Source organism: Klebsiella terrigena, assembly GCF_006539725.1.
Lineage (GTDB): Bacteria > Pseudomonadota > Gammaproteobacteria > Enterobacterales > Enterobacteriaceae > Klebsiella > Klebsiella terrigena.
The window spans coordinates 114957-139079 of record NZ_BJNO01000001.1 but is presented as its reverse complement, the minus strand read 5'-3'; the positions used below and the strand labels follow the sequence as shown (position 1 = coordinate 139079).

Sequence of the window (24123 nt, the reverse complement as noted above, 5' to 3'; positions counted from 1 at the left end):
AGGGTTATTACTGACGAATGCCGGACGCATTTCTGCGTTCGATAACAACGCGGGCATGGTTGATAATTGGCGCATCGATCATTTTGCCGTTCAGCGAAATCACCCCAAGTCCGTTACGTTCACCTTCCTCTGCCGCTGCAATAACGCGCTCTGCATAATCCACCTCCTCCTGAGTTGGGGCATACGCGTTATGGAGAATCTCAATTTGTCGCGGGTTAATCAGCGATTTACCGTTGAATCCCATTCTGCGGATCAGGTCAACTTCCTTGAGGAAACCGGCCTCATCATTCACGTCGGCGTAGACCACATCAAAGGCATCGATACCCGCGCCCCGCGCGGCATGTAAGACCGCGCATCGGGCATAGAACAGCTCCGTCCCATCGCCTCGCTCGGTCTGCATGTCCATCACGTAATCAAATGCCGCCAGCGCAATGCCCATCAACCGCGCGGAAGATTTCGCAATAGCAACGGCATTAATAACGCCTACAGCGGATTCAATCGCCGCCATCAGTTTTGTTGAGCCCACGGGACGTCCGCAACTCTCTTCAATACGCACAATTTCACGTTCAAGCTGATGAATATCTTCAGGGGTGTCGGTTTTAGGTAAACGAATAACATCAACGCCAGCCCGGACGGCAGCTTCCAGATCCTTTAAGCCGAAAGGCGTATTAAGCGGATTAATTCTGACAACGGTTTCTATATCGTTATACATAGGATGCTGCAGGGCATGGAATACCAGCAGACGAGCGCTGTCTTTTTCTTTCAGGGCAACGGCATCTTCCAGATCGAACATAATAGAGTCTGGTTTATAAATGAATGCGGTTGAGAGCATTGCGGCGCTTGAACCGGGTAAAAATAACATACTGCGGCGTAATTTCTTCATTATAACGTTTCCCATACAATATCTTCCCGGGCCATTCCTCTGAGCAGCGCAGCCTGCATGCGCGCGCGGATCACACAGTCCAATGCGCCTTTATCATCGACAACGATCAGCCCCTGCTGGATATTCAATGCTGCAAGTGTTTCATTAACGACCTCGGTAATACGGTCGCCAAATTGCTTGTAGACTTCGCTTTGGATGACCACATCCAGCCCGCTCTCTACGGGACTCACCTTCACCATCAGGTCGCTTGATTCCAGCGTCCCCGCCATGGCGGCTTGCACAATTTTCATATAACTCTTCCTGTGTGATAACGCGGTTAAACTTCTGCCGGCAATCGTTCTGCTAAACAAGACGAATGCGGCACTCCGCTATTCAGATAAACGCGTGTTGTTTCAGGCACCATATGACTGGCGGCAGAAAAATTTCTTTCACTTATTAAACGTCGAACGGCGGACGCAGAGACCGGGATGTTATTGCCATCCGTTTTTCTCGCTATTTCATGCACCCGAATACTGGCAGCGATGCCGGTTTCCTCTTCCAGCCAGCGATGCATTGCACGGTTATAGCCCGCGGTCAGCTGACAGAATGGTTCGGTACCTACAAAGCGATGACGTATATTCAGCGCGGGGGCGATGTAATTCCTGAACAGGGTTAAATCGATGGCGGCATAAACTTTATCAATCACCTGTTTGTCTTTCAGGAAATAGCCGGGGAACGTGCCGCGGGAAATAATATAGGCGGAGCCCGGATGAACCGTCACATTGTGCAGATGCCGCGAGCCGTCGCGAACCATCGCAAGCCGCTCTTTGAAAGAAAAGGCGGAAACATCTTCCTGCACCACAAAAACATGCAGCCAGTCACACTCGCGCGCGGCGTGTTCAATTAAATACTGGTGCCCAAGGGTAAAGGGATTAGCATTCATGACAATGCTGCCGATCTTATTACCCTGCACCAAATGGTGGCTGCGAAGCTGGCTGCAATAACGGTGAATACCGATCGGCGTGTTCTCCATTAACGCGGCTCGATTCACGATCGTCACTAGCGGATAAAATCCGCACCCGCGAAACGATTTTACATTTCCCGGACAGGTAAAAAGAAAGAGATGATGTTCGCCGTTTTGCGCCGCCTGAAGCTCTGCCTCATGCAGTAACGTCAGGCTTAGTGAAGTCCCCCGCCACTCGGTATCGATAGCAATGCATTTTAAGGTATTCCCGGCAATTCCGGCGCAGGCGATAAGCTTGCGCTGATAGCGCGCAATGACAAACTGGGCGATATCGTCGTCGATGCCTAAACCATTTGTCTCCAGAAAGCAGGCGATCTCCTCTCTGGTATTCCCCTGGCCGGATTGAATGACCTCAAATTCTGGCGTTCTGGCGGTGAACATCTTATTTCTCCTGAGAACCGCGATTAAACAGCCCGCGATTCTTGCAGCGGTTGAGCTTCCACAATGGTATTCATCAGGCGGCCGATATTTTCTATTTCCACTTCAACCCGATCGCCATCATGCATAAAGAGCGGTGGATTGCGTTTTTTACCGACGCCGCCCGGTGAGCCCGTAATAATGACGTCCCCAGCGCTCAGTGAGGTGAAAGTGCTGATATACGCGATAAGATCGGCCACTTTGTGGATCATGCTGCCGGTGGAGTCATCCTGGACCAGCTTGCCGTTAAGCCAGGTATGTATGGTTAAGGCGTGGGGATCGGGGATCTCATCTGCAGTGGTCATATAGGGCCCAAAGGCACCGGTCTGTTTCCAGTTTTTACCGGCCGTGAACCAGGCGTGCTGCCAGTCGCGCACCGAGCCGTCCATATAGCAGCTGTAGCCAGCGACGTGGTCGAGCGCATTGTTCATTGTTATTTGGGAACCTGGTTTGCCAATAATGACGGCCAGTTCACCCTCATAATCGAACTCGCTGGAGTGAACAGGCTTGATCACCGGTCGGGCATGTCCGGTTTGCGAATCAGGGAATCGGATAAACAGCGTCGGCGCGCTATTCGTCTCCGCGAACTCTTTTCGTTTTTCGGCGTAATTCATGCCCACGCAGAAAATCTTTCCGGGTTCATCGATGACGGGTAAAAAGGTAATGTCTTCCAGAAGGATATCTGCAGGGCAATCGATATATTGCCTTGCAACCTCAAGCGCATCCCACTGAAGAAGATCTTTTAGGGTTGCATACTGATGACCGATTCTATTACCCAAATCGATAATGCCGGACTCAATAGCTATTCCGTAACTTCTACGGCCGTGATGAATATAACTCGCTAATTTCATGTTGATACCTGATTAATATTCGTGCCCATACCGTGTTCACGCCTTACAGCGTGAACACCTTGCCAGCTTTTATTCAGCGGACTGCGCGGGTACCAGTGCCGGTTTCGTACCGGACGCCAGATAGGTAGCCACAACAACGCCGACCCCGAGTAACGCCAGGATGAATCCCGTCATCCCCTGCCAACCCATTGAATGGAAGACAAAACCGTTTACAAAACCGACAACCGAACCGCCCATGTAATAGAAGAATAAATAGAGCGCGACTGCCTGGCCTCTTGAGTGGGTAGCATTTTTACTGACCCAGCTCAGGCCGATGGAGTGGCAGCCGAAGAAGCAGCCGGTGAAGATAACGGCACCCGCAATAAAGGTGACGACATTCGCGGTCAGCGTCAGCAACATCCCCAAAGCCATAATCAGGAACAGCACTCTCAGCACTTTCATTGCGCCATATTTAGCCGATAAACGCCCTGCCTGTGGAGCAGTAAAGAAGCTCAGCGCGAAGCTAAAGGAGAGCAGGCCCGCGTTGGCTGGAGATATATGGAAAGGTTCGCCTTTAAGGAAGAAAGCAAGGTAGTTATAAAGTGAGGTAAATGCGCCAAAGATAATAAAGCTAATAACAAAAGCCAGCGCCAGATTTTTATTTTTAAAATGTGATGCAGCACCTTTCACCATGCGCATCACGTTGAGATTTTGCGTCGGCGTGAAATTACGGGATGCGGGCAGCAAAAAGTTAACCAGAATGGCAACCACAATAAGACTCACCGCAAAACCGTAGAAGATGGTATTTATGGAGATATGATCGATCAGCTGGCTGGCAATAATACGCCCTGACATTCCCCCCATCGAGTTACCGAAGACAAAATATCCCGTGACGATTCCCGCCGCCACCGGTGCAACTTCTTCGCTGATATACGCCGTCGCCGCTGCGGCTATGCCGCTTAACGCCAGACCAATCACCGCGCGCAGAGCCACCAGCATCGCCCAGGATTCGACCAGCGGGCACAGCAGCGTTAAAACACCGCCCAACAGCAGCGACACAATAATTAATCGCTTTCTGCCATAGTGGTCGGATAAGGTTCCGGTAAAGAGCAGCCCAATAGCCAGCAGTGCAGTTTCAGCAGATAAAATAATACTTACCTGACTGACGGGAACGTTGTATTCCACCGCCAGCGTAGGAAGCAGTGGCTGAATAAAGAAAAGAGAAGCAAGTTCAGCAAGCCCGGATAAGGCTAATGCCAGAATGACACGAATATGACTACTGGCCTTTACGGAATCCGAGTCTTTCAGGGTATTTTTAGCATGCGTTAACGCCATAATAACCTCAGTATTATAATTTGGGTACAGAGTGGTTTTTTATCTAACCTTTCAGGTCAGGATGTTTTTATTTAAATTGCTTCTGATAAAACGTTTTCCGGCACGCAAACGACGCCTTCAAATAATTTTCGCGACGTGCGTATAACCGCTGCGCGAGTATTTTCGATCTTGTCTCCGTCTCGTAACAATGACACCGAAATTTTTCCGCTGGGATGTTCAATATCAATAATGTTGGTGAATAAATCTCTGGGCCGGTCGGCGATAAGGGTATGGGCAACAGACCCTTCAATCAGCGTTGCGGTTGAAATGCCAATCGAGCCGGTAATGGCCAGCGACTTATGGCAGACGTGTGGCATAAAGTAGCGAACCTGAAGCGTTCCTCCGTTGCACGCTCGGCTGAGCAGAACGGGTTTCGGAATCACTTTCGATGAAACATCGCCAAGCCCCATTGCCTCACCCGCCCTACAGCGCAGGCGTTCAAGCTTCGCCTTGAAGGTTGTATCCGCATCCAGTTCTGCCGGCGACTCCCCACCCGTTTTTCCCAGCTGGGCCGCATCTATCAGCACCATCGGCATGGCCATGTCGATACACGTAACGGGGATACCCTCAAAAACGTCCGTCACGCTGCCGGTCGGGAGCAGCTTCCCTGTTTTAGAGCCTGCAGAATTGAGGAAGGTCAAACCAACCGGTGCCGCAACACCCGGTACGCCGTCGATTTGGGTATCACCTTCGTAAACCACCCGATAATCAGGCGTCTGAACTTCTGCATCAACCAGCGTGCCGGTATTCAGGTTACGGATGCGGACCGTCGTCACCGGACTTTGCGCCTTAACCAACCCCTTTTCGATGGCAAAGGGCCCCACCGCGCAAAGCATATTGCCGCAGTTGGGCGTGGTGTCGACGCGTCGCTCGTTAACCATGACCTGCGCGAACAGATAATCGACGTCGGCATCCGCACTGTCGGAAGGACTGACGATCGCCACTTTGCTGGTTTGCGGACTTCCACCACCGATACCGTCAATTTCGAGCTCATGGCCTGCGCCCATTAACGCCAGTAACACGGCGTCGCGTTCTTCATTTTCAGACGGCAGATCGCTGGCCAGAATAACCGGGCCTTTTGACGTACCGCCACGCATTAATACGCAAGGGATATTTAACATGTGTTTTTCTCATTTCGCTTTTTCTCAGGAACGCAATAAGGTTTTCATACTCGGGTTGATAACTCTAATGTCAAAAAAAGCATCATTAATTCGTTTTACACATAAATAGCGCGTGAGTTACCGTAGAGAAATAGAAACGAGAAAGGGATGCTGAGATGCAACATGAATTACAGGGCATACAAGCTTTTGTAAAAATTGCAGAAATCGGATGCTTTACAAAAGCATCTCAATTTCTTCACATATCACAACCTGCATTAACACGTAGAATCCAAAAGCTTGAAGAGAGCCTGGGAACGGCGCTGTTTGAACGCTCGACGCGGAGCGTCAAATTAACGGCGGTGGGCAGAGAGTTTTTGCCTAAGGCAAAGAATTTAATCGATTTTTATGAAAGCTCAATATTGAGTATTAAAGAGATGGCGACGCATCAGGCAGGGGTTATTACCGTTTCCTGTATCCCGACCGCCGCGTTCTATTTTCTGCCATCGGTGATACGAGATTATAACAATGACCATCCAAACATCCGTATTCGCATACTTGAGCACAGCGCCAGCGATTGTCTCGAAGCGGTGTTAAATGGCGATGCAGATTTCGGCATAAATATGATAAACATCACACATCCTAATATCGATTTTTCGCCGTTGGTCAATGAACCTTTTGTTCTGGCCTGTCGGCGCGACAATGAACTGGCACAAAAACCGCTGGTAACGTGGGAAGATCTTGCCGGAATGAAGTTAATTGGCGTCAGACGCTCCAGCGGTAACCGGTCGCTTATCGATCAGGCCTTCGAGAAAATGGCCTGGCAACCTAACTGGTTTTACGAGGTCCGACACCTGTCTACTTCACTGGGAATGGTGGAGGCGGGCCTCGGCGTATCGGTGGTTCCCAGCCTGGCAATGCCGACTGATGAACATCATGTTCTGGTCAGCCGCCCGCTGATTGAACCCGTCATTCGACGTACCTTAGGGCTTGTGCAGCGTCGCGAAACGCCGCTGAGCCCGGCGGCGGAGAAATTCAGAGAGATGTTAGTACAGCTGTGGTCTGGCGAAGATAACAGTCCGTGGATTAATAAGTTTAGCCAGCTCTAAGCCCCGCCAGGAGAAAGGGGCCGACGCCCCTTTATGCCCTATTTACCCGCCTGTGGATGCGTTTCAAAGCCAGCCATTACCGCCGTCAGTTCGGCCAGCGAAAAGCCGTGTTTCGGATCCTCCACCCCGAGGCCAAATCGCGTTTGCAGCGTTTCATACAGCGCCGCCACGTCGGGTAAATCAACCTTCTCCACCACCCGGCTGCTATCCCAGTGGGTGAAGTGAAAGTTGGTTAAGGTCATCTTCCCGCCGTCAACCAGGTGGCGGCACAGCAGCAGGTGGTGGCGAAAATGCGACTGCGGCCAGTGGGCGGACCAGAAATTGCCCATCACGTAATCGGCGGCAAACTGACAGCCTAAATCGAAATGATACATCGACTGCCAGTGCTCGTGATGGCTGAACTGCAGCGTCCAGCGCTCGCCTTCGTGCAGCAGGCGATAAACCCCGTGCGGGGTCTGCTGCTCAACGTCAGCCAGCAGCCTGATGGGCGCCGTCAGCGTTTGCCCGCCGAAGCCGACGTCGGCAATCCAGCGCTCGCCCTCCGCCTCAACCAGCAGCAGGCGGTGGGTTCGCGGCGGCATCTGCGGCGGATTCGCCAGCACCACGCGCCCCAGCAGGCTGCGTACCGTGAAGCCAATTTCACTCAACGCCCGCTCGAGCAGGCCGTTCTGCTCGAAGCAGTAGCCGCCGCGGCGGGCGTTAATCAGCTTCTCCTCCAGCGACCGATCGTCCAGATGGATCTCCCGCGGCAGCAGAACGTCGAGGTTCTCAAACGGGATCGCGCTGTTGTGGTGGATATGCAGCGTCCGCAGGGTGTTAATCGACGCATCAGGGGTTCCCGTCCAGCCCAGACGAGAAAAATAGGCGCGTAAAAATGGGCTCATCAATGTCTCCAGCATTCGGTGTGCGTCATTTATAGCGTATTTTTCCCGCCTCACCGGTATTTTTGTGCGGTCGAGCGGCTCAGCGCGCGCTGCGCTGCATCAGCGCCAGGGCGCTCAGCATCAGCGTCAGGCCGGTGAGCAGGGTCAGCGTCGCCATCGCCATCCCCTGTCCCGCTGAACCCTGCTCAAACTGACGCCAGATAAACACCGCCACGGTCTGGGTGCCCGCCGGAGCCAGCAGCAGGGAGGTCACCAGCTCGCGCGAGGCGACCGCAAACACCATCAGCATCGCCGCCAGCAGCGCCGGAAACACCAGCGGCAGGACGATCAGGCGCAGCGCCTGCAGCGGCGAAGCGCCATGCACCCTCGCCGCCGGTTCCAGATTATTACCAAGCTGGCGCAGGGCGCTGCCCACGTAGCGCACCGGCCACGGCAGCAGCAGGCAGCAGTAGGAGAGCAGAAGCATAAACCAGCTGTTATACGGCGAAACCGGCCAGAACGGGCGGTTCCACAACAGAATCAGCCCCACCCCGACCACCACGCCGGGCAGCGCCGCCGGCATCAGCGACAGCGCATCGATAATTGCGCTGCCGCGGATTTTTTGGATCAGCACCAGCCACGCCGCCACCAGCCCCAGCAGGCCAACAATCAGCGCCGAGGCCAGCGCCAGCGAAAGGCTGGTCCCCAGCGCCGAAAGCGCATCGCCCTGCTGGTTAAACAGCGCAATAAAGTGGTTAAAGGTAAAATTATCCGCGCCGATCCCGCCCGACAGTGTGCCCATCAGGCTGGTGACCACCGTCGATGCCACCGGCAGCACCACCGCCAGCCCGGCGACCGTCGCCATCAGCAGCAGTGCCGGAACGGTAAACCAGCCCGCCGTCGCCCCGCTGTTCTCGCCCGGTTTGCCGGTCACGCTGGTCACTTCTTTATCCCCCACCAGCCGGCGCTGCAGCCACCAGGCCAGCAGCGCGACGACGATCAGCAGCAGCGAGAGCAGCGACGCGCCGTTGAGATCGATAGGCCAGTCGGCGAGCTTCTTCTCGATTCCGACGGTCAGCATCACCACGCCCGCCCGGGAGCCCAGCGCCGCAGGAACGCCGTACTCCTCAATCGCCAGGGTAAACGCCAGCAGCATGCCCGCCGCCAGCGCCGGAGAGAGCATCGGCAAGGTGATATGCCAGAAGGCGCGCCAGGCGCTGGCGCCGTGCACGCGCGCCACGATAGCCAGCCGCTGCCCGCTCGCCAGCAGGCTGCGGGAGACGGCAAAATAGACCACCGGGAAAATATTCAGCGCCATCACCAGCACGATCCCGCTGCGGCTGAACAGCAGATCGTTGAGATCCCAGCCGGTGAGCTGCTGCAGATAGCCGTTGCTCTGCAATACCAGCATCCACGACAGCGCGGCGATATAGGGCGGCGTGAGAAAAGGAATTAAGAACAGCAGGTCCCACAGGCGCGGCAGCGGCAGATTGAACAGCCCGCGCAGCACGCCGAGCGGGAGCCCGATGGCGACGCTGACCAGCGCCACGCCGCCGGCGATCCACAAGGTGCCGCCGAGCATTGCCGGCAGCTGCGGATCGGCAAACAGCGTCGCGACGCCGCTAAACGCCCCGGACAGCGAACCGGCGCTGAAGTGGGGAAATATCGCCTGTAAGACGATAAAAAACAGCGGCAGCGCCACCAGCACCAGCAGCGCCGCTAGCGTGGCGCCAGAAATGAGTTTTTGATTCACCGTATTTTCCTGCAAGCGAGGGTCCCCCCGCCGCGGCGAGGGGAAGGCAGATTACTGCGCGAAGAGCGTGTTGAAGCGGGCCAGCACCGCGCGGCGTTCGCTGCTGCCGTCGCCGCTGGTCGGCAGAACCTTCAGCTCGTTAAGCAGCGGGCGCTTCGCCGGCACGTCGGACCGCGCCGGCATCAGCCAGGCATCCGCCACCATCGCCTGGCCTTCCGGCGACAGGACGTAGTCGACAAAGGCTTTGGCATCGTCAGCGTGCGGAGTAGTTTTCAGGATCATCATCGGGCGCGGCGCAATCACCGTTCCGCTGGCCGGGAAAATCACCTTCAGCGATTCGCCCTGGCTAATATTGCCGTAAGAGACGTAGTCCACCGCGCCGAATACCGCCGCTTTCGCGCCCTGCATCACCGGCGTCACCGCCTGCGCATTCGGCCCGCTGACCACCATTCCGTTCTTTTTCAACGCATCGAACAGCGCCCAGGCCTTATCGCCCATCCCACTCTGCAGCCCGATCAGCAAATCCAGGGATGCGCCGGACAGCGCCGGGTCCGGGGTGGTCACCTTATCCTTAAACGCCGCTTCCGTCAGGTCACGCCACTCCTTCGGTTCCGGCGTGCCGCTTTTGCTGTTCCAGACGATCCCCAGCGCCGAAATGCCCTGCGCCACGTAATCAGCCGATTTCAGATTGGCCGGGACCTTATCGGCGTTGGCGCTTTGATACGCCAGCAGCCAGCCGCGAGCGTGCAAATCTTCCGCGGTGTCCCACGAGGCGGAGATCAGCACGTCCGCCTGCGGGTTGGCCTGCTCGGCCTCAAGCCGCGCCATCACCTTGCCGGTGGTGGCCTGGAAGATATTGACCTTAACGCCGGTTTTCTTTTCGTAACCGCTGGCGAGGCCTTTCGCCAGCGTGCCGGGACCGGCGGTGTAAACGGTTAGCGCGTGGGCGCTGGAGATCATCGTGGCCGACAGCATCATCGCGAGCGCAGCTCCTTTCTTAAAGGTCATAACGGATTTCATGCGGGTTCCCCTGAGGATGAAGTAACAATGCGGACGGCAGCAACGCTGCCCGCCGATAAATGCACAATGCGGTCAGCCAGCAGCTCTGCTTCGCGGCGGTCGTGGGTGACGTAGACGGCGGTGATGCCAAGCTGGCGCAGCAGACGGCTCATCTCGATGCACAGCGACTCACGCAGCTCGCTGTCAAGATTAGAGAGGGGTTCGTCAAACAGCAGCACGCGAGGTTCGGCGACGATTGCCCGCGCCAGCGCGACGCGCTGCTGCTGGCCGCCGGAGAGGCCGGAGGGTTTACGCTCGGCAAAGCCGGTCAGCCCGACCCTCACCAGCGCGGCGTTGACCCGCGTCTGGCGTTCACCGCGAGGCACGCCGCGCATGCGCAGCGGAAAAGCGATGTTTTGCGCCACGGTCATGTGCGGCCACAGGGCGTAATCCTGGAAAACCATGCCGATATCGCGCTGCTCCGGGGCCATACCCCAGCCGGCTTTCGCCACCAGGCGGTCGCCAAAGCGGATTTCGCCGCTGGCGGGTACGGTGAGCCCGGCCAGCAGGCGCAGCAGCGTGCTTTTGCCGCAGCCGGATGGCCCCAGCAGCGCGACGATGCTGCCCGCTTCGATATGCAGATCGATATTATTGAGAACGGTATTGGCGCCGAAAGCGAAGGAGACGCTATCAAGCTTGATGCCGGTAAGCGCGCGCATTATCGCCCTCCCCGTTGGGAAAGCGATACTCTACCGACGGTCAAAAACCGCCGGGCCGCGCCCACCTGCGATAAATACAGGGGAGCTAACATGTTGTTATCCTCTTTGGGACTTAGTGCCGCCAACTATAGGGAGCCTGGATGACGTATTGATTACATTTTCATTGCGGCTTAACGTGTTGTCTGGCATCAGACCCATTTACCAAGGAACGCATATGAGCCGCTTTCGCCACGTCGAACTTCAGTACGCCAGTCGCCTGCTCAATCACGGCCCCACCATTATGATAACCAGCTATGACGCGCAATCCGGACGCCGCAACGTGATGGCCGCCGCGTGGTCGATGCCGGTGGAGTTCGCGCCGCCCCGCGTCGCCATCGTGGTCGATAAGAGCGCCTGGACGCGGGAGATAATTGAGCGCAACGGGACCTTCGGCATCGTGGTGCCGGGCGTGGCAGCCGCCAGCTGGACCTACGCGGTCGGCAGCATCAGCGGGCGCGACGAGAATAAGTTCAACGCCTACGGCATTCCGGTGGTTAACGGCCCGGAGCTTGGCCTGCCGCTGATTGAGGAGAAGTGTCTGGCGTGGATGGAGTGTCGGCTGCTGCCACCCACCGCCGCTCAGGAGCAGTACGATACCCTGTTTGGCGAAGTGGTTTCCGCCGCCGCCGATGAGCGGGTTTTCGTCACCGGACGCTGGCAGTTCGACGATGATAAGCTCAATACGCTGCATCATCTCGGCACCGGCAACTTTGTCGCCAGCGGACGCCACGTTCGGGCGAACACGCCGGAAGAGTAGCCTGCCTGCCGCAGCGGGCGGGTTAATGCCGGCCTGCTTATCCACACCGATGCCGGGAGCCCGCCCTTTTAGCGTTGACCTTACCCTGGCTCGACCATATAGTTAGGCACCATACTACATGTCGGAGGCCGCAATGGAGCTTGAACAAAAATACCGCGCTCTGCTAGAGGAGGCTGAACGCCATCAGCTTGCCGATCTCGACAATATTCGCCTTTGCTTTCAAACCCTGTCGCTGGCGGCCGCCATCGATCGCGATTGTGCCGCGCTGCTGGCGCCCTGGGGTCTTTCCGAAGGCCGCTTTGTGCTGCTGTTTCTGCTCAACGCCGCGCCGGAAGGTCTGGCGCCCAACGTGCTGGCGGAAAAGGCGGGAGTCACCCGCGCAACCATTACCGGCCTGCTCAACGGTCTGCAGCGCGATGGCCTTATTGAACGCCATGCCGACGCTCTCGACGGTCGGGCTATGCGAATTGGCTTAACGGTCAAGGGTAAGCAGATCATCGATAGCGTTTTTGCCCGGCATAGCCGCTGGATTAGCGGGCTCTTTGCCGGTCTCTCGGCCGAGGAGCGGGCCCTGCTCGCCGGGCTGCTGAACAAAGTCGCGGCCGCTACGCTGACGGCACAAGGAGCAACGTCATGAGCGAAAATGAGAAACGCAAAGGAGCAACCCGCGTCGCGGATATTCCTGCCGGGATCCTGCAGGCCCTCTCGCGAGGCGAGTTAGCGAGTGCTAACCTGACGGAAGTTCTGGCGCTAAGCCAGTCGAGGCTGCTGCGTGCGGTTTTCCCGGCGCTGCCGCCGTCGGCGCTGCCGCCGTCGGCGCTGGCCGCGGCGGAGAGTCTCGATGCGCAGGGTATTGTGAAGCGCATGGCGGGCATCGCGCACCTGCTGTTGAGTGAGGCCCAACCGGCGACCCTCCAGCGCTGCCTGGCGCACCCGGCGGATACGGTTCGCGGCTGGGGCTGCTTTATGCTCGGCGCGCGGTCCGATTTGACGCTCAGCGAGCGCGTGGCGGCAATTCGCCCGCTGGCCGATGACGCCCATTTCGGCGTACGCGAATGGGCGTGGCTGGCCGTGCGCCCGCGTCTGATACCGGAGCTGGATCTGGCCATCGCCGAGCTGGCAACGTGGACCGCCTCGCCTTCGGATCGCATTCGCCGCTTTGCCAGCGAGGCCCTGCGTCCGCGCGGCGTCTGGTGCGCGCATATCGGCGAGCTCAAGCGCCAGCCGCAGCGCGCGCTGGCGATCCTCTCCCCGCTGCGCGCCGACCCCTCGGTCTACGTGCAGGATTCCGTCGCCAACTGGCTCAATGACGCGGGGAAAGATAGCCCCGACTGGGTGCAGACGCTCTGCGCCCGCTGGCTGTGCGAATCACCGTCCCCGGCTACTGCGCGTATTTGCCAGCGCGCAATGCGCAATTTAGCCCACGCCAGCCGCTGACGCAGCGGCTGGCTCAGCGCTGCAGCCGGCGCCGGTCTTCGCTGGGAGTGAGGCCAAAAACCTTTTTATAGAGGGTGGTAAAGTGGTTGCTGTTGGCGAAGCCGCATAAATAGGCCACTTCGGTAATGGTCATATCGGTTTCGCGCAGCTTTACCCTCGCTGAAACCAGGCGCAGGCGTTTTATATAATTATCCGGGGTTAATCCGGTCGCTTCTTTAATATGGCGAAAGGCGGTGCGGGTGGTCAGGTGAAATTTATCGGCCAGCAGCTGCCAGTTATGCTCTTCAAAACAGTGGTCCTGCAACCAGGTGAGTAATTTATGTAATTTATATTTTGTGTTGCTATATTCGGCTTCACTTTCAGCATGCAGTATCGTCGTCGCCAGCTGAAAGAAAGTCGCCTCGCGCAGCGCGCTGTTTTCACTGCGCTGAAAATCCGCCGAGAATATCTTCTCAACCAGCCCCTTACAGATATGGCGGGTATCAGGGGCCAGCCAGCCATAGCAGGAAGCCTGCTGTGCGGAGAATTTGCGTAATAGCGCATCAACATTCTGCAAATAATGAAATTCAACGAAAGGGTTAATCAGCACGTTGATTAACTTGAGCGTTCCGAGCTCATCATAATAATGCACGTCCCCCGGCTGCACGTAAAAAACGTCCCCCTGCTGAATATACAGCGGTCGGCCGTTAATAACGTGCAGACCATGCCCGTGCTCGACGATCACCAGTTCAGCAAACTCGTGGCTATGTTCATGGCTGTTATCTTCGGGGTCGCTGGCGTACATCGCCAGCTTGTCCTGCGGATGGGCGAAATAATACTCAACGGTCAGTGTCATCATTAATGAAGTCCAAAACGGCATACGGCGCAGGGGCAAGATAATGCATTTTACCGGCTCTCACGAGCCAGATTTATGGAATTGTGATCGCCAACCAGCCCATCACACCATCAGTGCCATTTCCCGCGGTGCGTTGGCATTGCCAGAGTGGTTGACGCGGGCGGCGGCGTCTTATGCTGCGGATAAATAAACGTAGAGGACGCAGTATGTCACAGGCTATCCAGCACAACTCTGAGGTCACGATGACCCGCCACGAGGACTTTTTACGCGCCGCCGAGGCGCTCAGGCCGGCGCTCAGCAGCCGGGCTTACCCACCGCAGGCGGTTATCGACGCCCACGTCGATCCGCAGGCCATCTTTGGCTGGCGGGCGCAGCCGGTCAGCACGCCCGAAGCGCTTTATCAGCGCGAGCTGACCAGCGGTGACAGCTTTATTATTGATTTCGGCAGCCACTACGTCGGCTACCTCTCTTTCGCCTGCTCCGCCGTCGGCAGCCCGCCGGATGCCCCGGCCCATCTGCACTTTACCTTCGGCGAAACCCTCAGCGAAGTCTGCGAGCCGTTCAGCGAATATCAGGGCTGGCTGAGCAGCAGCTGGCTGCAGCAGCAGGACCTGTGGCTCGACGTGCTGCCCGCAGAGGTTAACCTGCCCCGCCGCTACTGCTTTCGCTACCTGAAGGTGGAGGTGAAGGCCGTATCGCAGAAATTCCGCCTGCGGGTTGGACAAATTCGGCTGAATGCCGTGACCTCAGCGAGCGAAACCTGCCTGCCCGGTACCGCGACGGACCCGCAGCTACAGGCTATCGACCGGGTCTCGGTAGTGACCTTGAAAAACTGTATGCAGGAGGTTTTCGAAGATGGGCCTAAACGCGACCGCCGCCTGTGGCTTGGCGATTTACGCCTGCAGGCGCTGGTTAACGACGTCACCTTTACCCACCACGACCTGGTTCGCCGCTGCCTGTACCTCTTTGCCGGCCATACCCGGGAGGACGGCATGGTCTCCGCCAACGTCTTTGTCCAGCCAGATGTGATCGCCGACGATACTTTTCTCTTTGATTATTCGCTCTTTTTCGTAGATGTTCTCTACGGCTATCTGCAAAGCACCGGCGATAGCGCCACCGCTCAGCAGCTGTGGCCAACGGCGCGCCGCCAGGTTGAGCTGGCGCTGACCCGCTGCGATGACGCCGGTCTGGTGCGCGATAGCGACGACTGGTGGGTCTTTATCGACTGGCAGGCGTCGCTGAATAAACAGGCCGCGGCGCAGGGCGTGCTGATTTACTGCCTGCAGCGCGCTATCTGGCTGGCAGAACGTTTTGAACCCGAGCTGGCAGCTGCGCTCGGCGATCGTCTGCAGGCTCTAAAAGCGGCGGCCCAGCGCGAGCTTTGGGACCCGGAACGGGGTTTTTTCGTTAGCGGCGCCGGGCGACAGGTGTCCTGGGCCTCGCAGATCTGGCTGGTGCTGGCGGAAATCGGCAGCGCAGAGCAGCGCCGGGAAATAATGCGCAATTTACGGGAAAATCCCCCGGCCATCGCCATGAATACCCCCTACCTGCGCCACCACTTTGTCGCCGCCCTGCTGCAGTGCGGGCTACGCGACGAGGCCATCGCGGAGATCAAAGCCTACTGGGGGGCGATGGTCGATTACGGCGCCGACACCTTCTGGGAGATTTTTGACCCGGAGCAACCTGACTTTTCCCCGTATGGCAGCAAGCTGATCAACAGCTATTGCCATGCGTGGAGCTGTACCCCGGCCTGGTTTATTCGCCAGTACGGACTTTAACAACAACAATAAGCGAGCATATTTTATGGCAGAAACAACCTTTAGCCTGTGGCGGCAGCGCCTGGGCTACGGCATCGCCGACCTCTCCTGCAACCTCGTGTGGCAGCTTATCTCTCTGTATCTGATGTTCTTTTACACCGACGTAATGGGGCTTCCCGCCTATTATGTCGGCCTGATGTTCCTCGTGACCCGCCTGGTGGATGGCGTCGCCGACGTGCTGATGGGGCTGGTGATTGATAACACCACCACCCGCTGGGGGCGCTGTCGTCCCTATCTGCTGCTTGGCGCAGTCCCCTTCGGGCTGCTGTGCGTTTTGGCCTTCTACGTGCCGGATTTCGGCACTACCGGCAAGCTGCTTTACGCCTTCATCACCTATCTGTGCCTGTCGTTTCTCTATACGCTGGTCAATATTCCGTTCTGCGCGATGCTGCCGTTCCTGACCAGCGATTCGCGTGAGCGAACCACCCTCTCGGCGGTGCGAATTCTACTGGGCTCCCTCGGCGCCACGATTGTTGCCGTAGCGACCCTGCCGCTGGTTGGCGCGTTGGGCAAGGGCAGCCAGGCCCACGGCTTCTTCTATACCGCGGTCATTTTCGGCGTCATTGCGACGTTCTTCCTGCTGGTTAGCTTCCGCAACGTTAAGGAGAACATCAGCATTACCCAGGAACGAATGACTTTGAAACGCGCCTGGGTCAGCCTGCGTGCCAACCGTCCATGGTGGGTATTCGCCAGCAATATTTTCCTGATGTGGGGGGCGTTCTTCTTCCAGACCGGCGCGCTGGTTTACTTCTTCCACTACTACGTGGGCAACAACGATCTGACGGCCATCGTCGCCGGGATCTCCACCTTCGTTCCGCTGCTGGGCACTCTCACCGTGCCGCTGCTCGCCAGGCGGATGAAAAAGCGTCACGTCTACCTGATTGCCAGCGCCATTAACCTTGTCGGCATGGGCATGATGATGGCTGCGGGCGTCAATAGCTGGGGGCTGATTGCCGGGGCGATTGTGCTGTCCCTGGGCGCCGGCCAGCGTACCGCCATTTACTTCTCCATGCAGGCCGATCCGGTGGATTACGGCGTGTGGAAAACCGGCATCAACACGGCGGGAATTTTAACCTCAATCAACGGTTTCTTCGGCAAAGTTGCCATGGCCGGTGCGGGAGCGATTACCGGCGTACTGCTCTCTTCCGGCGGCTACGTCGCCAATCAGGCGCAGAACGAGAGCGCGATGCTGGCGATTAAAGCCTGCTATCTCTACATCCCGGCGCTGCTGATTGTCGCGTCGATGCTGTGGATTGGCCGCTTCTATCGTCTCGACGATGATTACGAGCAGATCCGCGCCGATCTCGACGCCGGTCGCCGTGCGCCGCCGGAAAGCCCGTCCGCCGGCGGCGAAAATCACGCCATGTAAGGCGTCCCCACCTCTTTACCTCTGAAAGAAATAAGGATTCTCATGCGTATCTCTGTGATTAGCGCAGCGGTTTGCTGCGCCCTTTTTTCGGCCTACGGCGTCTGCGCCGCGCCGCTGACCATCGAACAACGGCTGGCGCAGCTCGAAGCCCGGCTCAATCATGCGGAGCAGGAAGCGGGAGACGCCAACCGCCGCGCGCAGCAGTCAGAACAGCGCACAACCGCGGCGGAACAGCGCGCGGCAGCGGCGGAGAAACAGGTGCAGGCGCTCAGCCAGCGGACCGCCGCCAGCGAGCAAAAGCAGCAGGTCACCAACCAGCAGATCAATAGCCAGCTGGCGAAAACCTCGCCCGGCGACGGCTTTGAGTTTAACGCCTACGCCCGCTCCGGCATGCTGGTGGATAGCCACGGCAAAGGGGCACGCGGCGGCCCGGGGATCTCCCCTGCCAGCTCGCTCAACGGCGATGCCCACGTTGGCCGTCTCGGCAACGAGAAGGATAACTACGTGGAGCTCAGCTTTGGCAAGAAAATGACCTTTAGCGACGGCTCGTGGGCGCATTTCAAAACCATGCTTGCCGATGGCGCCACCAACCCGGACCCGTGGGTCCAGGATAACGACAGCCACCATCTGAACGTGCGCCAGCTGTACGTCGAAATGGGCGGCTTTGCCGATTTTTCCGGACCCTTTGAGAAGTCCTCTATCTGGGCGGGCAAGCGCTTCGATCGCGACAATTTCGATATTCACTTTACCGACAGCGACATTATGTTCCTCGGCGGTACCGGCGGCGGCATCAACGACGTCAGTTGGGGCAGCCATCTGCGCGGCGATTATTCGGTCTATGCGCGCAACTTTGGCGATCTGGGTAGCGATAATTATGAAGATAACGATATTCAGAACCTGATGTTCACCGCTAACCACTTCTGGAACAACTGGCAGCTGATGACCACCGCGATGACCGCCCAGGGCAACGATTCGCTGAAAGATAACACCTCGACCACCGGCAGTTATGCTCTGCGCAGCGACAATACCGCGAAGAACGGCTACTACGCGATGCTGGCCTATCACGATAAGCAGCAGTTCTTCGGCCTGGCGCCGGGGGTATCCGAAAGCGCCTTACAGTACGGTGGCGGCCTTGGGGCCGAAGCGCGTCAGCCCGGCAGCGATGGCGATCTCACCGAGAATGCAAAATCCTTGCGCTTTGCGTCATACGGTATTTTGCCGCTGGGGAAAAACTGGGAGCTGGCGCCGTCAGTCATCGCCCAGCATAGCGAAAGCCGCTATCGCGACGGCGACCGCTACGACTGGGCGACCTTCAACCTGCGGCTTTCTCAAGGCATCACCCGCAATTTCGCGCTGCTGTACGAGGCGTCGTGGCAGTATATGGACCTGAACCCCAACGGGCGAACCTATCGCTACAACGACGAAGTCCATCAGTATCAGGCGGTGAGCGGTGATTTTTATAAGCTGACCTTCGCCCCGACCTTTAAGGTTGGCGACGTGTTTGATATTAAAGCGCGGCCGGAGATTCGGTTCTTCGTGACGTGGATGAACTGGGATAAGGCGCTGGATCGCTACGCCATTAACGATGATTTCGGCAGCAAAGGCTTTACCGCCGGCGGAAACTGGAACTTCGGCGTGCAAACCGAGATTTGGTTCTAAGGCGTGAGTCCCGGGTAAGCGGCGAACCGTTCGGCCCGGGCGACAAAGAGCAGCGGCTTTTGTCGCCCGGGCAGGCGCTGAGTACCGCCTTCGGGAAACCGAAGCAGCTACATGTTGTAACCGGGTTTCTTAATCAGCTGCGCCATCTGCGGAGCGATTTCGCTGTCCCATACCTGCTGCCAGTCGCTCGGGTCAACCTGCTTCAGGGCCACGCTCACCGAGCTCTCCTTGCTGTTCAGGTGCTGCACTAATACGGCGGTGATATCGGCGGCCAGCGCCGTTTTTTGCTCATCATTCAGCTCGCGAGGAAAACACTTAATATCAACATGCGGCATAGCAGACTCCTTATTGTCAGAACGATAAAACTACCACAGCCCGGGCGCGCCGGTTTTCATTTTGTGCCTTAAATCAGCTCGTTGCGGCGTAATACCGCCTCCAGCTCGGCGCGTTGATATACCGCATCCGCGACGGCGACGAATTTCGGCGTGTGCGCTTCAAACCACTCCCGCCCCGGCCCCCACGAGCACATGACCGCGATATAGCAGTCCAGCAGGCTTATCCGCTCGCCCAGCGCGTAGGGGCCGGCGACGAGCTGCTGCTCGAGCCACAGGTAGAGCGACTGGCGATAGTTCACGCAGTTTTCCCGCAGCTGCTGCGGTGCATCAGCCGCCCAGCGCTCAGGGTAATCCGCGTAGGTGAAGGTGGGATAGACGTTGGCAACCAACCAAATCAGCAGGCGCTGAAACGGGTGTCGCTGCGGCGTTCCTGGCTCGGGCGCGAGGTCCGGCCGCTGGTCGAGGATGGTTAAGGCAATCGCGGCAGATTCGCTCATCACGCTGCCGTCCGCCAGCTTAAGGGTGGGTACCTGACACAGCGGGTTTATCTGCATCAGGCTGTCGCGCTGCGGTCCGGGTTTATCAAAACCCTCAACGTTAACAAAGTGGTACGGGATTTCGGCCAGCGTCAGCATCAGCTCGCTGATTGCCGACCCCCAGCCCGGTACGCCATAGACGGTGATCATGTTCGGCCTCCACGGTAAACGTCGGGTGTCGGGTGAAAGCCGGAAAAAAGCCCGTCGCGCGCTATTTAACGGCGTGCCTACGCCGACTCTCGCTCCAGCAAATGATAGCCCAGATCGATAATTGCTTCCCCTTCCCCCACGCCTTCAATACGGTCGGCGAGGAGGGTTGCCGCGCGTTCGCCAATCGCCTGGCGATCGACGCTTACGGTGGTAATCGCCGGTCGGTTGCTGGCGGCAAAATCCAGATCGCCGAAGCCCATTACCGCTAAATCCTTCGGCACGCGCAGGCCGCGGCTTTCCGCCTCCATTATTGCCCCCTGCGCCAGGGTATCGGAACTGCAGACGATAATATCGAACTCGCCGGCGTCAAGCAGCTGGGCCAGGCCGCTGCGCCCCAGCGCAAGCGAGGCGGGAAGCGGCACCGCCACCTGATGCACATCGCTCATACCGCCTTTGACCAGCCGGGCGCACAGCCCCTGCTTACGCAGCGCCGCTCGCGCGTCCCCTGCCCACAACAGCCCCGGGCGTCGATAGCCCTTGTGCAGCAAAAACTCGCCTATCGTCTCGCCAACTTTCTCATGCGAAAAGCCCACCAGCATATCCAGCGGCGTCGGGGTCAGGTCCCAAATCTCCACCACCGGGATGGCGGCGTTGAGGATGGTTCTCTTTAGCGCCGGCGCATGCTGAATGCCGGTCAGCACGACCCCGTCCGGGCGACGGGAGAGCAGGGTTGCCACCAGCTCCGCTTCGGTCTCCCGACTGTAGCCCGCGACGCACAGCAGCATATGGTAGCCGCGCGCCGCAAGGGTATCGCTCAGCGCCTGGATGGTGTCGACAAACATATTGTTGTTGATTTGCGGAACCACGACGGCAATCAGCCGGCTGCGTCGCGAAGCCAATCCGCCGGCCAGCGCATTGGGAATGTAGCCCGTGGCCTGCACCGCCTGCAGCACCTTTTCCACCGTTTTAGGCCGCACCAGCTGCGGCGTATTTAGCGCCCGACTGACCGTCATTGATGATAACCCCGCCGTGCGGGCAACATCATCCAGCGTCGGCACGCGCGTCGGTTTTCTGCTTTTCACGGCTAAGCCCCTGTGTTGAGTCGTTCCCAACGGGCATTATTGATGATGCCCCAGCCAATTGCCAGCACCCGCCCGCGCATCTGCATGAGAATCAATAACCTGAGAGATAAAATGTTATCGCTATCATTAATAGTTGTGCTATTTCACAGATTGTTTTGGATCGTGATGTCACTTGCATAATTTTACCACTAATAACCTAAAGTTGTGATCGTTTGTACAAATTAAACGCACTCCTGTGGTCGAAACATTAAAGCTGGATTAAAAATGTTAGCGCAAACATTTTATAACTCGTAAGGAACATGCCATGACCACCAGCGCCAATTCCAGCTCCGTGACCTACGCCAAAACCACCGGCGTCAAAACCGCCGCCGAAACCGGCGACCGTATTGAGCACGTTAAGCTCTCCCTGGCTTTTCTCCCCTTAGCCACGCCGGTCAGCGATGCCAAAGTCCTCACCGGGCGGCAAAAACCGCTCACCGAAGTCGCGATTATCATCGCCGAAATTCGCTCCCGCGACGGTTTCGAAGGGGTAGGTTTTAGCTATTCCAAGCGCGCGGGAGGCCAGGGAATTTACGCTCATGCCAAAGAGATTGCCGATAATCTGCTCGGTGAAGACCCCAACGATATCGACAAGATCTACACCAAACTGCTGTGGGCGGGCGCCTCCGTCGGGCGCAGCGGCATGGCGGTACAGGCCATCTCTCCGCTTGATATTGCGCTGTGGGATATGAAAGCCAAACGCGCCGGGCTGCCGCTGGCGAAGCTGCTCGGCTCCCATCGCGATTCGGTACAGTGCTACAACACTTCCGGCGGCTTCCTGCATACGCCGCTGGATCAGGTGCTGAAAAACGTCGCCATCTCGCGGGAAAACGGCATCGGCGGGATCAAGCTGAAGGTGGGCCAGCCGAACACCGCCGAGGATATCCGTCGCCTGACGGCGGTGCGTGAAGCGCTGGGCCCCGATTTCCCGCTGATGGTTGACGCCAACCAGCAGTGGGACCGGGAAACCGCCATTCGCATGGGGCGTAAAATGGAACAGTTTAACCTGATCTGGATTGAGGAGCCGCTCGACGCTTACGATATCGAAGGCCACGCGCAGCTGGCCGCCGCGCTGGATACGCCGATTGCAACCGGGGAGATGCTGACCAGCTTCCGCGAACACGAACAGCTTATCCTCGGCAACGCCTGCGACTTCGTGCAGCCGGACGCCCCGCGCGTCGGCGGTATCTCCCCTTTCCTCAAGATTATGGATCTGGCGGCGAAGCATGGCCGCAAGCTGGCCCCGCATTTTGCGATGGAAGTGCATCTGCACCTCGCCGCCGCCTACCCGCTAGAGCCGTGGCTGGAGCATTTCGAGTGGCTAAACCCGCTGTTTAACGAGCAGCTTGAGCTGCGCGATGGGCGGATGTGGGTTTCTGAACGTCACGGGCTGGGCTTCACCCTGAGCGAGCAGGCGCGCCGCTGGACCCAGCACAGCTGCGAGTTTGGCCAGCGCCCCTGATGCTTGTGCCGGCTATTTCCCGGTCCGGGAGCGAACGCGCCGGGGCCGGGCTGGGGGATAAGCGTATCCCCCACCCTTGCGTAGTCCGGTCAGCATATGGCCGGGGATAGTTATTAACGACCGGCGGACGGCACTTTATTCCCCCTCCCGCCCCTGACTTGCTGTACCCACATCACCAACCCTGAAACGGAGTTGAAAAGTGAATACACAATTAAAACGCAGCAACGTGCGTTACGGTATTTTATTATTTCTTTTTTTGGCCACCGTATTTAATTATGCCGACCGCGCCACGCTGTCGGTCGTCGCACCGATTATGAGTAAAGAGCTCGGCTTCGACCCGGAGGCCATGGGTCTGGCTTTTTCCGTGTTCGGTATTTCTTACGTGATAATGCAAATCCCCGGCGGCTGGCTGCTGGATAAATACGGCTCGCGGCTGGTGTACGGCTGCGCGCTGATCGGCTGGTCGGTGGTGACCATGTTCCAGGGGACGATTTTTCTGTTTGCCAGCCCGCTGGTGGTGCTGGTTATTCTGCGCCTGATGATGGGCGCAATAGAAGCCCCGGCCTTCCCCGCCAACAGCCGCCTCAGCGTGCAGTGGTTCCCGAATAAAGAGCGCGGGTTTGTCACCTCGGTATATCAGGCGGCGCAGTATATTTCGCTGGGCATTATCACACCGCTCATGACGATCATCCTGCATAATTTAAGCTGGCACTATGTTTTCTATTATATTGGCGCCATCGGGGTGGTCCTGGGGATATTCTGGCTGGTTAAAGTGAAGGACCCGTTACATCACCCGAAAATAAATCAGCAGGAGCTTGAATATATTCGCGAGGGCGGCGGCGAGCCGGAGCTAGGCAGCAAAAAAACGCAGCACAAGTTAACCCTCGCGCAGATTAAAAGCGTCTGCGTAAACCGCATGATGATCGGCGTCTATATCGGCCAGTTCTGCGTCACCTCCATTACCTGGTTCTTCCTGACCTGGTTCCCGACCTACCTTTACCAGGCCAAGGGAATGTCGATTCTGAAGGTCGGTTTTGTCGCCAGCATTCCGGCTATTGCCGGGTTTATCGGCGGCCTGCTCGGCGGGCTGTTTTCCGACTGGCTGCTGAAACGCGGCCATAGTCTGACCACTGCCCGCAAGATACCGGTCATCTGCGGCATGCTGCTCTCCTGCGTCATCGTCGTCGCTAACTATACCGCTTCCGAGGTGGTGGTTATCGCCGCCATGAGCCTGGCCTTCTTTGCAAAAGGCTTTGGCAATCTCGGCTGGTGTATCCTCAGCGATACGTCGCCTAAGGAGATGCTGGGTATCGCCGGCGGGGTCTTCAATATGTGCGGTAACCTCGCGAGCATCATCACGCCGCTGGTGATTGGGATCATTATTGCCAATACCCACTCGTTTGATTACGCCATTCTCTACGTCGGCTCGATGGGCGTGCTCGGCCTGCTCTCCTATCTGTTTATTGTCGGGCCGCTGGATCGTATCAACCTGACGCCTCGCGCGGCCTGATTATCAACCCTGGCGAGAGTTCGCCCCCGCTGTTTCGCAACACACTCCT

The 24123-nt window shown here is 57.7% G+C and carries 23 protein-coding genes; 9 read left to right on the top strand and 14 right to left on the bottom strand.

What is annotated here, in order from left to right; all coding sequences use genetic code 11:
• Nucleotides 1-7: 7 nt before the first annotated feature.
• From citE to RTE01_RS00640, 6 genes are all read right to left on the bottom strand, one after another.
• The gene (citE, locus tag RTE01_RS00665; protein WP_115192841.1) at nucleotides 8-883 is read right to left on the bottom strand and encodes a citrate (pro-3S)-lyase subunit beta; all 876 of its coding nucleotides are present in this window, start codon (nucleotides 881-883) and stop codon (nucleotides 8-10) included.
• Nucleotides 883-1173, bottom strand: a complete 291-nt coding sequence (citD, locus tag RTE01_RS00660; RefSeq protein WP_041145400.1) for a citrate lyase acyl carrier protein — start codon at nucleotides 1171-1173, stop codon at nucleotides 883-885. The genes citE and citD overlap by 1 nt, the downstream gene beginning before the upstream one ends.
• 26 nt (nucleotides 1174-1199) lie before the next feature.
• The gene (citC, locus tag RTE01_RS00655; RefSeq protein WP_134525840.1) at nucleotides 1200-2267 is read right to left on the bottom strand and encodes a [citrate (pro-3S)-lyase] ligase; all 1068 of its coding nucleotides are present in this window, start codon (nucleotides 2265-2267) and stop codon (nucleotides 1200-1202) included.
• Nucleotides 2268-2290: 23 nt separating this feature from the next.
• Nucleotides 2291-3154, bottom strand: coding sequence for a fumarylacetoacetate hydrolase family protein (locus RTE01_RS00650; protein WP_134525838.1), 864 nt, complete (start codon nucleotides 3152-3154; stop codon nucleotides 2291-2293).
• Between the two features lie 69 nt (nucleotides 3155-3223).
• A complete protein-coding gene (locus RTE01_RS00645) occupies nucleotides 3224-4498 on the bottom strand; it encodes an MFS transporter (RefSeq protein ID WP_227503299.1) in 1275 nt (424 codons plus the stop codon).
• Nucleotides 4499-4539: 41 nt separating this feature from the next.
• Nucleotides 4540-5628 (bottom strand): 4-oxalomesaconate tautomerase, encoded by a 1089-nt coding sequence (locus RTE01_RS00640; RefSeq protein WP_041145396.1) that lies wholly within the window; start codon nucleotides 5626-5628, stop codon nucleotides 4540-4542.
• A gap of 155 nt (nucleotides 5629-5783) precedes the next feature.
• Here RTE01_RS00640 and RTE01_RS00635 point away from each other — a divergent pair, with 155 nt between their 5' ends.
• The gene (locus RTE01_RS00635) at nucleotides 5784-6713 is read left to right on the top strand and encodes a LysR family transcriptional regulator (RefSeq protein WP_041145395.1); all 930 of its coding nucleotides are present in this window, start codon (nucleotides 5784-5786) and stop codon (nucleotides 6711-6713) included.
• Between the two features lie 38 nt (nucleotides 6714-6751).
• Here RTE01_RS00635 and nhoA read toward each other — a convergent pair whose 3' ends face one another.
• The 4 genes from nhoA to RTE01_RS00615 all read right to left on the bottom strand — a co-directional run bounded on the left by nhoA (nucleotide 6752) and on the right by RTE01_RS00615 (nucleotide 11050).
• A complete protein-coding gene (nhoA, locus tag RTE01_RS00630; RefSeq protein ID WP_041145394.1) occupies nucleotides 6752-7597 on the bottom strand; it encodes an N-hydroxyarylamine O-acetyltransferase in 846 nt (281 codons plus the stop codon).
• A 79-nt stretch (nucleotides 7598-7676) separates the two neighbouring features.
• Nucleotides 7677-9329: an ABC transporter permease gene (locus tag RTE01_RS00625; RefSeq protein ID WP_134525836.1), complete on the bottom strand. Its 1653-nt coding sequence runs from the start codon at nucleotides 9327-9329 to the stop codon at nucleotides 7677-7679.
• Nucleotides 9330-9380: 51 nt separating this feature from the next.
• Entirely contained in the window at nucleotides 9381-10349 is a 969-nt protein-coding gene (locus RTE01_RS00620) for an ABC transporter substrate-binding protein (protein ID WP_141334535.1), read from the bottom strand.
• Nucleotides 10346-11050: an ABC transporter ATP-binding protein gene (locus RTE01_RS00615; RefSeq protein ID WP_166793775.1), complete on the bottom strand. Its 705-nt coding sequence runs from the start codon at nucleotides 11048-11050 to the stop codon at nucleotides 10346-10348. Before RTE01_RS00615 ends, RTE01_RS00620 begins: the two co-directional genes overlap by 4 nt.
• A 211-nt stretch (nucleotides 11051-11261) precedes the next feature.
• On the opposite strand from RTE01_RS00615, the gene RTE01_RS00610 reads away from it, so the two are divergent.
• From RTE01_RS00610 to RTE01_RS00600, 3 genes are all read left to right on the top strand, one after another.
• Nucleotides 11262-11843, top strand: coding sequence for a flavin reductase family protein (locus RTE01_RS00610; protein WP_134525834.1), 582 nt, complete (start codon nucleotides 11262-11264; stop codon nucleotides 11841-11843).
• Nucleotides 11844-11976: 133 nt separating this feature from the next.
• Nucleotides 11977-12480, top strand: a complete 504-nt coding sequence (locus RTE01_RS00605; protein WP_115192850.1) for a MarR family winged helix-turn-helix transcriptional regulator — start codon at nucleotides 11977-11979, stop codon at nucleotides 12478-12480.
• Nucleotides 12477-13280 carry a DNA alkylation repair protein gene (locus RTE01_RS00600; RefSeq protein WP_141334533.1) on the top strand — a complete coding sequence of 268 codons (804 nt, stop codon included), beginning with the start codon at nucleotides 12477-12479 and terminating at the stop codon, nucleotides 13278-13280. The genes RTE01_RS00605 and RTE01_RS00600 overlap by 4 nt, the downstream gene beginning before the upstream one ends.
• Nucleotides 13281-13293: 13 nt before the next feature.
• On the opposite strand, the gene RTE01_RS00595 is transcribed toward RTE01_RS00600, so the two are convergent.
• The gene (locus tag RTE01_RS00595; RefSeq protein ID WP_123551434.1) at nucleotides 13294-14118 is read right to left on the bottom strand and encodes a helix-turn-helix domain-containing protein; all 825 of its coding nucleotides are present in this window, start codon (nucleotides 14116-14118) and stop codon (nucleotides 13294-13296) included.
• A gap of 203 nt (nucleotides 14119-14321) precedes the next feature.
• Here RTE01_RS00595 and RTE01_RS00590 point away from each other — a divergent pair, with 203 nt between their 5' ends.
• The 3 genes from RTE01_RS00590 to RTE01_RS00580 are packed head-to-tail and all read left to right on the top strand — an operon-like array spanning nucleotide 14322 to nucleotide 18960.
• Nucleotides 14322-15893 carry an alpha-L-rhamnosidase-related protein gene (locus tag RTE01_RS00590; RefSeq protein WP_135184727.1) on the top strand — a complete coding sequence of 524 codons (1572 nt, stop codon included), beginning with the start codon at nucleotides 14322-14324 and terminating at the stop codon, nucleotides 15891-15893.
• Between the two features lie 25 nt (nucleotides 15894-15918).
• Nucleotides 15919-17301 (top strand): glycoside-pentoside-hexuronide (GPH):cation symporter, encoded by a 1383-nt coding sequence (locus RTE01_RS00585; protein ID WP_115192854.1) that lies wholly within the window; start codon nucleotides 15919-15921, stop codon nucleotides 17299-17301.
• Nucleotides 17302-17343: 42 nt separating this feature from the next.
• Nucleotides 17344-18960: a carbohydrate porin gene (locus RTE01_RS00580; protein WP_041145384.1), complete on the top strand. Its 1617-nt coding sequence runs from the start codon at nucleotides 17344-17346 to the stop codon at nucleotides 18958-18960.
• 107 nt (nucleotides 18961-19067) lie between these two features.
• On the opposite strand, the gene pptA is transcribed toward RTE01_RS00580, so the two are convergent.
• The 3 genes from pptA to RTE01_RS00565 all read right to left on the bottom strand — a co-directional run bounded on the left by pptA (nucleotide 19068) and on the right by RTE01_RS00565 (nucleotide 21063).
• On the bottom strand, nucleotides 19068-19295 hold the full coding sequence (gene pptA / locus RTE01_RS00575; protein ID WP_134525832.1) for a tautomerase PptA: 228 nt from the start codon (nucleotides 19293-19295) through the stop codon (nucleotides 19068-19070).
• Nucleotides 19296-19363: 68 nt separating this feature from the next.
• On the bottom strand, nucleotides 19364-19981 hold the full coding sequence (locus RTE01_RS00570) for a glutathione S-transferase family protein (RefSeq protein ID WP_134525830.1): 618 nt from the start codon (nucleotides 19979-19981) through the stop codon (nucleotides 19364-19366).
• Nucleotides 19982-20058: 77 nt separating this feature from the next.
• Nucleotides 20059-21063: a LacI family DNA-binding transcriptional regulator gene (locus tag RTE01_RS00565; RefSeq protein ID WP_041145381.1), complete on the bottom strand. Its 1005-nt coding sequence runs from the start codon at nucleotides 21061-21063 to the stop codon at nucleotides 20059-20061.
• 304 nt (nucleotides 21064-21367) lie between these two features.
• Here RTE01_RS00565 and RTE01_RS00560 point away from each other — a divergent pair, with 304 nt between their 5' ends.
• Nucleotides 21368-22564: an L-talarate/galactarate dehydratase gene (locus tag RTE01_RS00560; RefSeq protein ID WP_134525829.1), complete on the top strand. Its 1197-nt coding sequence runs from the start codon at nucleotides 21368-21370 to the stop codon at nucleotides 22562-22564.
• A gap of 199 nt (nucleotides 22565-22763) precedes the next feature.
• The gene (locus RTE01_RS00555; protein WP_123551429.1) at nucleotides 22764-24074 is read left to right on the top strand and encodes an MFS transporter; all 1311 of its coding nucleotides are present in this window, start codon (nucleotides 22764-22766) and stop codon (nucleotides 24072-24074) included.
• The last annotated feature ends 49 nt before the right edge of the window (nucleotides 24075-24123 follow it).